Origin of the sequence: Candidatus Clostridium radicumherbarum (assembly GCF_045310525.1) — a bacterium.
In the GTDB taxonomy this organism is placed as follows: Bacteria; Bacillota; Clostridia; order Clostridiales; family Clostridiaceae; genus Clostridium_AT; species Clostridium_AT radicumherbarum.
In genome coordinates, this window is record NZ_JBJHZY010000003.1 from 405218 (window position 1) to 415095 (window position 9878).

At 32.6% G+C, this 9878-nt stretch carries 8 protein-coding genes, 1 tRNA gene and 1 other annotated feature; all 9 genes read left to right on the plus strand.

Annotation, left to right across the window (positions count from 1 at the left end; all coding sequences use genetic code 11):
* The first annotated feature begins 137 nt into the window (after window positions 1-137).
* The 9 genes from greA (at window position 138) to murD (ending at window position 9408) form a co-directional block, all read left to right on the plus strand.
* Window positions 138-620 carry a transcription elongation factor GreA gene (gene greA, locus ACJDUH_RS15965; protein ID WP_406766192.1) on the plus strand — a complete coding sequence of 161 codons (483 nt, stop codon included), beginning with the start codon at window positions 138-140 and terminating at the stop codon, window positions 618-620.
* 47 nt (window positions 621-667) lie between these two features.
* The gene (lysS, locus tag ACJDUH_RS15970; RefSeq protein ID WP_406766193.1) at window positions 668-2182 is read left to right on the plus strand and encodes a lysine--tRNA ligase; all 1515 of its coding nucleotides are present in this window, start codon (window positions 668-670) and stop codon (window positions 2180-2182) included.
* A gap of 145 nt (window positions 2183-2327) precedes the next feature.
* On the plus strand, window positions 2328-2648 hold the full coding sequence (locus ACJDUH_RS15975) for an MGMT family protein (protein ID WP_406766194.1): 321 nt from the start codon (window positions 2328-2330) through the stop codon (window positions 2646-2648).
* Between the two features lie 174 nt (window positions 2649-2822).
* Entirely contained in the window at window positions 2823-3737 is a 915-nt protein-coding gene (locus tag ACJDUH_RS15980) for a DMT family transporter (protein WP_406766195.1), read from the plus strand.
* A 198-nt stretch (window positions 3738-3935) separates the two neighbouring features.
* Window positions 3936-4703, plus strand: a complete 768-nt coding sequence (locus ACJDUH_RS15985) for a DODA-type extradiol aromatic ring-opening family dioxygenase (protein ID WP_406766213.1) — start codon at window positions 3936-3938, stop codon at window positions 4701-4703.
* 57 nt (window positions 4704-4760) lie between these two features.
* A tRNA-Asn gene (locus tag ACJDUH_RS15990) sits at window positions 4761-4835 on the plus strand.
* A gap of 97 nt (window positions 4836-4932) precedes the next feature.
* Entirely contained in the window at window positions 4933-5682 is a 750-nt protein-coding gene (locus tag ACJDUH_RS15995; RefSeq protein ID WP_406766196.1) for a TerC family protein, read from the plus strand.
* 46 nt (window positions 5683-5728) lie between these two features.
* Window positions 5729-5897, plus strand: a binding site (T-box leader).
* Window positions 5898-6066: 169 nt separating this feature from the next.
* The gene (locus ACJDUH_RS16000; RefSeq protein WP_406766197.1) at window positions 6067-7458 is read left to right on the plus strand and encodes a glycine--tRNA ligase; all 1392 of its coding nucleotides are present in this window, start codon (window positions 6067-6069) and stop codon (window positions 7456-7458) included.
* A 567-nt stretch (window positions 7459-8025) separates the two neighbouring features.
* A complete protein-coding gene (murD, locus tag ACJDUH_RS16005; RefSeq protein ID WP_406766198.1) occupies window positions 8026-9408 on the plus strand; it encodes a UDP-N-acetylmuramoyl-L-alanine--D-glutamate ligase in 1383 nt (460 codons plus the stop codon).
* Window positions 9409-9878 lie beyond the last annotated feature (470 nt).

Genomic DNA, 9878 nt, shown 5'->3' on the forward strand with positions numbered 1-9878 from the left:
ATATTTTGTTAGTTGTTGACAATGTGGGAAGGCTGTTTTATAATATGTATTTAAATGATTAGCTTAATTTTTTAGTCAGTTCCTTAAGGGTTTAGGGAAAAATATTAGTTTAATAGTTAAAAGGGGAGAATTTGGCAATGAGTGAATCAAAGAAGTTTTTGATGACTTATGAAGGTGTAAAAAAATTAGAAGAGGAATTAGAATATCTTAAAACTATAAAAAGAGTTGAAATAAAAGAGAAAATTAAAGTTGCTCGTTCATTTGGAGATTTAAGCGAAAATGCAGAATATGATGAAGCTAAAAATGAACAGGCATTCGTTGAAGGAAGAATTGCAACGCTTGAAAATATGCTCAAAAATGCTTCTGTGGTAGATGAAGCAGATATTTCAACAGATAAGGTTGGAGTAGGGTCTATTGTTAAAGTCAAAGATTATGAATTTGATGAGGAAGTAGATTTTACTATAGTAGGTTCTGCCGAGTCAAATCCAGCAGAATTTAAAATTTCAAATGAGTCACCAGTAGGTAAATCTCTTATTGGTAAAAAAGTTGGTGAAATAGTTGAAGTGCCAACTCCAGATGGGGTATGCAAATATGAAATTCTTGGTATAAGAACAGCTTAATAAAATAATAATTTACATTATTAATAGAATAACGGAGGAATAATAGAATGGCTAATGAAGAACAAAATCTTCAGCAAACAACGGCTGAATACAATGAACAAGTCACATTGAGACGAGAAAAGCTTGCAGAACTTCAGGAAGCAGGAAAAGATCCATTTGATGTATATAAGGTTAATAGGACTCATAATTCTAAACAAATAAAAGATAATTTTGCTGCTCTAGAAGGACAAGAAGTAACTGTTGCAGGAAGACTTATGTCCAAAAGATTACAAGGAAAAGCCGGCTTTTCACATATACAAGATAGAGAAGGAAGACTTCAGCTTTACATAAAAATAGATGATGTTGGAGCTGATAGAATAAAGGAATATAAGTCCTTTGATTTAGGGGATTGGGTTAGTATAACTGGATTTGTTTTTAAAACAAAAACTGAAGAAATAAGTGTACATATTAAAGATTTCCAGCTTATATCCAAGGCTCTTAAACCGCTTCCAGATAAATGGCATGGTTTAAAGGATCCTGATCTTAGATATAGACAAAGAGAAGTTGACCTTATTATGAATGAAGAAGTAAGGGACACCTTCTTTAAGCGAATTGCTATTCTTAAGGGAATAAGAGAGTTTTTAGATAACAGAGGATATTTAGAGGTTGAAACTCCAATACTATCTCCTATAGCAGGGGGTGCTGCTGCTAGACCATTTGCAACACATCACAATGCTCTTGATATAGATATGTATTTAAGAATTGCTACAGAGCTATATTTAAAGAGATGTATTGTTGGTGGTTTTGAAAAAGTTTATGACATGGGCAAGAACTTTAGAAATGAAGGTATTGATTTAAGACATAATCCAGAATTCACTATGATAGAATTATATGAAGCTTATGCTGATTATAATGATATGATGGAGATAATGGAAAATCTTATGGCTTCACTATGCAAGAAGCTTTATGGAACAACTAAAATAAATTACCAAGGTACAGAAATAGATTTTACTCCACCGTGGAGAAGACTTACAATGTATGATGCAGTTAAAGAATATGCTGGAATAGATTTCAAGGAAATTAAGACAGATGAAGAAGCTCAAGCAATTGCTAAGGAGAGGCACCTTGAATTCAAAAAGGAATTAAAGGATTGTACAAAGGCTGATGTATTAAATGCACTATTTGAAGAATATGGCGAAGAAAATTTAATTCAACCTACCTTCCTTTGTGATTATCCAGTAGAAATCTCTCCTTTAACAAAGAAAAAGAGAGGAAACTCAGAGCTTACTGAAAGATTTGAAGGCTTTATTTTTGGAAGAGAAGTATGTAATGCTTACTCAGAGCTTAATGATCCAATCGTTCAAAGAGACAGATTTATGCAGCAGCTTAAAGAAAGAGAACTTGGTGATGATGAAGCTTATATGATAGATGAGGAATTCCTAAGTGCTTTAGAAACAGCAATGCCTCCAACTGGCGGTATGGGTATAGGAATAGATAGAATTGTAATGTTCCTTACAAATGCAGTTTCTATTAGAGACGTTATTCTCTTCCCTACAATGAAACCTGTAGACAATACTAAGTAATATAACAAAGGTACGTTAGTTTAACTGATGTACCTTTTTTTATACCTCTGTTTCATTAAAGTAATATTTTATAATATTAAGTAGTAAATTATAAAAAACATGTAAAGTTTAGCTCAGGACATGCTTTTTAAGGAAAGGGGAAAAAATGAAGGACTTTTTTCAGCGTGTGTATTTAATTGTATCTAAGATTCCTGAGGGAAAGGTAGCAACCTATGGACAAATAGCAAAGCTTCTAGGCGAACCAAGATCTGCAAGAATTGTGGGGTGGGCTATGAAAGCAGCACCTAATGGACTTCAACTGCCCTGCCATAGGGTGGTAAATAGATTAGGAGAGATGGCTCCAGAATATGCCTTTGGTTCAAAGCTGTTGCAAAGAGATATACTTAAAGCAGAGGGAATAACCTTTAAAAAAGATGGCTCCATTGACTTAAAAAAACATCTTTGGAACCCAAAAGAAACACTCTAAAATTCATAATTATGAGTAAGCCGCAGCTTTGTTATAATAAGTAATTGATAAATAGACAATCACCGCAAGGCTCTGGGGTTCTCAAATTCCTTTATTGCTGATACAATATAATGTGAGGGGCACAACAATTAATAATTGTTGTGTACAGGACTAGGAATACAGGGGGGAATAAAAATGAAGAAACAAGAAGTTAAATCCAGTCTTTTACTCTTACTAGCTGCGGCAATTTGGGGATTTGCTTTTGTAGCTCAGAGAATCGGTTCAAAATATGTAGGATCATTTATGTTTAATGGCGTAAGATTTGCCTTAGGCAGCCTTTCTTTAGTTCCACTATTATTAGTATCCTTAAAAAAGGATAAAAGCAAAGCTCTATCAGAAGAGGAAGTTGTTTCAATAAGCCCTTGGAAACCCGGTATCATACTAGGATGCGTAATTTTCCTTGCAGCATCACTTCAGCAAATAGGTCTGGTTGAAACTTCTGCTGGAAAAGCAGCCTTTATAACAGGCTTTTATATTGTGCTTGTTCCTGTTTTTGGAATATTTTTAAAACATAATATACATAAAGCTACCTGGGTTGGAGTTATACTAGCTATTATTGGATTATATTTTTTAAGCGTCACAGAAGGTTTCACAGTTGCAATGTCCGATATTTACGAGCTTATAGGAGCCTTTCTATGGGCCATTCACATACTGCTAATAGACAATTTTACCAAAAAAGTAGATGCATTAAAATTATCCTTTGTTCAGTTTCTAACTTGTTCCATATTAAGTTTAATTGCCGCCTTTATTTTCGAGAAAAATACTTTAATTGGATTATCCCAGGCAGTTATTCCAATACTTTATGGTGGAATTTGCTCTGTTGGAATTGCATATACATTGCAGGTAATAGGGCAGAAAAATGCTAAGCCATCACATGCGGCTATCGTTTTAAGTATGGAATCGGTATTTGCAGCTATAGGTGGATTAATTATACTTCACGAAAATTTAGGAGCAAGAGGCTATATTGGCTGCGGATTAATGTTTGCAGGAGTAATTTTATCACAATATGGAAGCTTTCCAAAGCAGGAAAAAGCAACGCTCAGCAATTAACAATTATTTAGGGTCAGCGGCAAAAGATTTTGTCACTGATCCAAATTTTTATAATTATTACTTGACAAGAAAGAATTAAATATTGTATTATAGTTACATAAAGTAAGTAAGTTGAATTTAATAATAAGGAGGTTAAAGCCCTAAATGGGCTTTAACGAGTAGTCTTAAACTACTCAGTGTTTCCGACTAAAAGGAGGAATTATTATGTCACTATTTGTTTGTCATGGTGGACCAACTCTTGCAATAGAAGAAAATGATTATACTAATTTTTTAAAGGATTTAGCAAAGGGCATGAAGCCAAAGACTATTGTAATATTTACTGCACACTTTGAAAGTGAAATAACTACAATATCATCAATAGAAAATACCTATGAAATGATTTATGATTTTTATGGATTTCCAGAGGAACTTTATTCAATAAAATACAATGCAAAAGGCTCACCTGAAATTGCTGATAAAATTAAAGATATGCTAGAAGAAAACGGTATAAAAAGTAAACTTGATAGGACAAGAGGATTAGATCATGGAAGCTGGGATATACTTAAAATAATGTATCCAGAAGCCAATATTCCCGTGGTTCAAGTTTCTGTAAATCCATTTTTACCTATGGAAAAACAGTATGCAATAGGAAAAGCACTAAGGGAGCTTGGAAAAGAAGATATATTAGTTATAGGAAGTGGATCCACAGTTCATAATTTAAGAACAGTGGATTGGTATGCAAAAGAAACTAAAAGTTGGGCAATCGAATTTGATAACTGGCTTGTAGATAATGTTGAACAAAATAATTTAAAAAACTTATTTAATTATCAAAAATTAGCTCCTAATGCAAAAATGGCTATTCCAAGAGAAGAACACATAGCTCCAATGTTTATAGCTATGGGAAGCGGTGAAGAGGGGAAGCTTCCAAAACTTCTTCATAGAAGCTATGCTTATGGTACTTTAAGTTACATTTGTTTTGAATTTTAGTTAAAAAGCTCTTGAATTTTTAGTATTATGTGCTATAATAACTAATGTAATAAACGTTCCATGGTAGCTCAATGGCGGAGCATTCGGCTGTTAACCGAAGGGTTGGAGGTTCGAGCCCTCTCCATGGAGCCATTTTTATTAGTATAATTTTTATATTTATAAATATAATAAAGGCAGTGTCTTAAATGACATTGCTTTTTTGTACTTAAAACTAATGAGGAGCGTAATAATGGATAATATATGGCTAATACTATTTTCTATTCTTCAAATTACTATAATGGATATTACTCTATCTGGGGATAATGTAAGTGTCATTGCTTTAGCAATAAGAAATTTACCAAAGAAGCAGGCTAAAATTGCAAGCTTAATTGGTGTTGCTGGAGCAGTAGTTCTTAGAATAATATTTACATGCATTATTTCACTGATTATGTCTATAGAATGGCTGCCAATAAAGTTAATTGGAGGGTTATTACTTATAAAAATAACCTGGGATTTACTAAACATGGAGGATGTTTCGGAAGGTAGTGAAATTAAGGCTGATAAAAGTTTGTGGAAGGCTGTATCAAATATAATAATAGCAGATCTAAGTATGGGATTAGATAATGTGCTGGCTATAGCAGGTGCAGCTAATGGAAATATATGGCTTATAATTTTTGGGCTTTCTCTTAGTATACCTATTATTTTTTTCGGAGCTAAATTTGTAGCTAACCTTATGAAAAAGTATGGAATAATAGTCTATATTGGAGCAAGTATTCTCGTATATACTGCCATTAATATGATTACTGGTGATAATCTAGTTTCTAAATATATACCTGATTTAGTTTCTGAGATAATAGCTTTAGTGTTGGGCGCAGCAGTCATAGTCTATGGTGTGATAAAAATAAGAAAAGAAAGATATGAAACAAAAAATATAGGAAGAAAAGAAATATTTCATAACAAGAAGGACTTTGGAAATAAAAACCCAAAAGAAACATTATAGCATTGACAATATTAAGTAATAGGTTATAATTAAGAATATAATTTTATATATCATGATGAGAAAGAAGAGTAATATTAGAATTTTTATAGAGAGGCTGTGATGGTGTAAGCAGCTAAAGGGCTAGTATGAAGGGAACTTTTGAGTGATTTTAATGTGAAAGCAGGGCATTTGCCAACAAGGGTGGAACCGCGGAAGAAAATTCTTTCGTCCCTTATGGTAAGTAGTCCTTTTTTTATTGAAATAATATAAACGAGTAGTCTTAAACTACTCAGTGATACCACTAAAAGGAGGTTAAAGTCCTAAATGGACTTTAACGGGTAATTTGTGAGCGGAGCGAACGAGGTTAAATTACCCCGTGTTCTGACTAAAAGGAGGAAAAGATAAATGGCTGTTGAAAAGACTATGGATAAAATAGTAGCACTTGCAAAAGGAAGGGGCTTTGTATTTGCCGGCTCAGAAATATATGGAGGACTTGCAAATGCTTGGGACTTTGGACCCTTAGGTGTAGAATTTAAGAACAATGTTAAAAAAGCGTGGTGGAAAAAATTTGTGCAAGAAAGTCCATATAATGTAGGAGTGGACTGTGCCATACTTATGAACAGTGAAGTGTGGGTTGCATCAGGTCATGTAGGTGGTTTTTCCGATCCTTTAATGGATTGCAAGGAATGTAAGGCTAGATTTAGGGCTGATAAGCTAGTCGAGGATCATATGACTGAAAATGGAGCTGAAGTAGCTAGTGCTGATGGATGGACAAATGAGCAGCTTAAAGGCTATATTGAAGAACATAATATTGTTTGCCCTAAGTGCGGCAAGAAAAACTTTACTGATATAAGAAAGTTTAATCTTATGTTTAAGACCTACATGGGTATAACAGAGGATTCTAAAAATGAAATTTATCTCCGACCTGAAACTGCACAAGGAATATTTGTAAACTTTAAAAATGTTCAAAGAACTTCTAGAAAGAAAGTTCCTTTTGGAATTGCTCAAATAGGTAAATCCTTTAGAAATGAAATAACTCCAGGTAATTTTATTTTTAGAACAAGAGAATTTGAACAGATGGAACTTGAATTTTTCTGTAAACCTGGAACAGATTTAGAGTGGTTTAATTATTGGAGAGAGTATTGCTTTAATTTTCTTTTAAACCTTGGAATGAATAAGGAGACTTTAAGAATTAGGGACCATGCTAAGGAAGAATTGTCTTTTTACAGTAATGCAACCTCTGATATTGAGTTTTTATTCCCATTTGGCTGGGGTGAATTATGGGGTGTTGCAGATAGAACAGATTATGACTTAAATAAGCATGCGGAGCATTCAGGCCAGGATTTAAGCTATCTTGATCCAATTACTAACGAAAAATATGTGCCATACTGCATAGAACCTTCTCTAGGCGCAGATAGAGTAACTTTAGCTTTCCTATGCAATGCCTATGATGAAGAAACTCTTGAAGATGGAGATGTTAGAACAGTACTTCATTTTCACCCTGCACTAGCACCATTTAAGGCAGCTATCCTACCATTAAGTAAAAAGCTATCAGAAAAATCTAATGAAGTTTATGATAGACTTAGAAAGAAATTTAATGTTGACTATGATGAAGCAGGTAGCATAGGTAAGAGATACAGAAGACAGGACGAAATAGGAACGCCATACTGTATAACTATAGATTTCGATACCTTAGAAAATAATACTGTTACAGTAAGAGACAGAGATACAATGCAGCAGATTAGATTAAATATTGATGAATTAGATAAATTTATTGAAGAAAAATTAGAGTTTTAGAAAAAACTGCAGGTGAATTCACCTGCAGTTTTTCACTAAAAAAAAGATACCGAACATGGGGGTGTCCGGTATCAAGTGGGGTTTATCATGGGGATATATTATATTTATTAAAATATGGGGAATTATATTAATGTTTCCTTACGGCACAATATTAGTATAGCATAAATATTTTACACTTTACAATAGTAAAATTAAAAGTTTTTATATTAAATATATTCGAACAATTTCGACATGCTTTGAAGAGTTTTAAAAATAGAATTTAAAAAATATAAATAAGTAATATAGCCTGTGTATCATGGTGGAAAAATAATGGTTTAAGAGAATTTGTTGAAATTTGTCACTGAGTCTATTAGTATAGCACATTTAACTTTTTACAGGAGTTTGTAATATCTTAATTTATAGTATGTGTTGTAATTTATGTCAATAAAATATAAATTAATTTTTTTATAATATCTCAATCAAAGGTATAGCTCTTACAATAAAAGTGGTATAATCTGAATGTACAAATAAATTAAATTATGATTTATAACCAATAGTTCCATATAAGTATTTGATGGAGGAAATTTAATGAAAAAAGATTTTTGTGAATTTAAGGAATTTATTAAAGATAAAGAAACAGCTGTAGTAGGTATTGGAGTAAGCAACATTCCATTAATCAGATTTTTACTTAAACTTGGCGCTAAGGTAAGTGCCTTCGATAAAAAAAGTGAAGAAGAGTTAGGTGAAATAGTAAAAGAGTTTAAGGAAAAAGGCGTGAAATTAATTTTAGGCGAAAATTACCTAGATAATTTAAAGGGATATGAGGTTATTTTCAAAACTCCTTCCATGAGGATTGATGCACCTTATTTTAAAAGTGCTAAGGAAAATGGGGCATATATAACTTCTGAGATGGAAGAATTCGTGAGATATTGTCCTGCAAAAATATACGGAGTTACTGGCAGTGATGGTAAGACCACAACTACTACTTTGATTTATAATATTTTAAAAGAAGAAGGATATAAAACTTGGGTTGGCGGCAATATTGGAACGCCTCTCTTTTCAAGAATAGAAGAAATCAATCCAAAGGATAAAGTAGTTTTGGAATTGTCAAGCTTTCAGCTCATGACTATGAATGTCTCTCCTGAAGTTAGTATAGTAACAAATTTAAGCCCAAATCATTTAGACATGCATAAGGATATGCAGGAATATATTGATGCTAAAAAGAATATTTTCTTATTTCAAGATAAGAAGGATGTCTTAATAGTTAATGCTGATAACGAAATTACTAATTCTATGGCAGCTGAGGCTAAAGGGAGTGTCATAAAATTTAGCGTTAAAGAAGCCATTAAGAAAGGATCCTACTATAAGGATGGAATTTTATATCTATCTGACATAGAGGTATGTAAAGCAGAGGACATTGTAATTAAAGGTATGCATAATGTTGAAAATTATTTAGCAGCATTTTGTGCCTTAAAGGAAGATGTGAGTATAGAGACTATGAAAAAGGTGGCTGTGACCTTTAAAGGCGTTGAGCATAGAATAGAATTTGTAAAAGAGATAAAAGGGGTAAAATATTATAATAGCTCCATAGCATCTAGCCCTTCAAGAACGCTTGCTGATTTAAAGGTATTTGGCAAACCTGTAATTCTAATAGCTGGCGGTTATGACAAGCATATACCATTTGAACCCTTAGCTGAAGAGGGGGCTCCTTACATTAAAAAATTAGTTTTGCTGGGTGATACAAAGGATAAAATAAGGGCTGCCTTTGAAAAGGTAAAGATAGAGAAGAAGCTTAAGCTCCCTATAATCATGGCTGGTACCTTCGAAGATGCAATAAACAAAGCTAAGTTTGAGGCTGAGGAAAATGATATAGTTTTGCTTGCCCCTGCATGTGCAAGTTTTGATATGTTTGTAAACTTTGAAGTTAGAGGTAATAGATTTAAAGAAATAGTAAACAGCTTTTCTGAATAAAGGTTAATAATGTTAAAAAACTTTCTTGCTAGTGAACTGATTCCTGTAAAGTAGACTGTGGAACAGTACATAGTTAAGAAAGTTTTTTGTTTATATAGTATTATTAGGTTTTCAATTTTCAGATATTCTTATTATACTAATCCTGGTGTATCAATATATGAAATGCAAAGAGATATTTAGATTTATTGAGTAAAATAAGTATAATTTAATTTATCATTAGTATTTTAAGTAACTGCACCTATGATTTATGATATTATAAATAACGTCGCTGATACAAAGCGGTAAACAAACTTAAATTTTCTTCTCAAACACTTACAAGGCAATGTATAAATTACCAATAAAAAAGTGTTGACAGTGAAAAATCTAAGTGATAAGATATAAAAGCTGTCAGATGACGGCAAAACAAATTGGTCTTTGAAAATTAAACAGATATATAACAAGGTAAAAACCAGCAATTCTTTTATTTAATT

Bases quoted from the DNA above. Each gene is read 5' to 3' on its own strand.
- ACJDUH_RS15995 (WP_406766196.1), top strand. From the start codon at position 4,933: ATGGATAATATATGGCTAATACTATTTTCTATTCTTCAAATTACTATA.
- ACJDUH_RS16000 (WP_406766197.1), top strand. From the start codon at position 6,067: ATGGCTGTTGAAAAGACTATGGATAAAATAGTAGCACTTGCAAAAGGA.
- greA (WP_406766192.1), top strand. From the start codon at position 138: ATGAGTGAATCAAAGAAGTTTTTGATGACTTATGAAGGTGTAAAAAAA.
- ACJDUH_RS15975 (WP_406766194.1), top strand. From the start codon at position 2,328: ATGAAGGACTTTTTTCAGCGTGTGTATTTAATTGTATCTAAGATTCCT.
- murD (WP_406766198.1), top strand. From the start codon at position 8,026: ATGAAAAAAGATTTTTGTGAATTTAAGGAATTTATTAAAGATAAAGAA.
- lysS (WP_406766193.1), top strand. From the start codon at position 668: ATGGCTAATGAAGAACAAAATCTTCAGCAAACAACGGCTGAATACAAT.
- ACJDUH_RS15980 (WP_406766195.1), top strand. From the start codon at position 2,823: ATGAAGAAACAAGAAGTTAAATCCAGTCTTTTACTCTTACTAGCTGCG.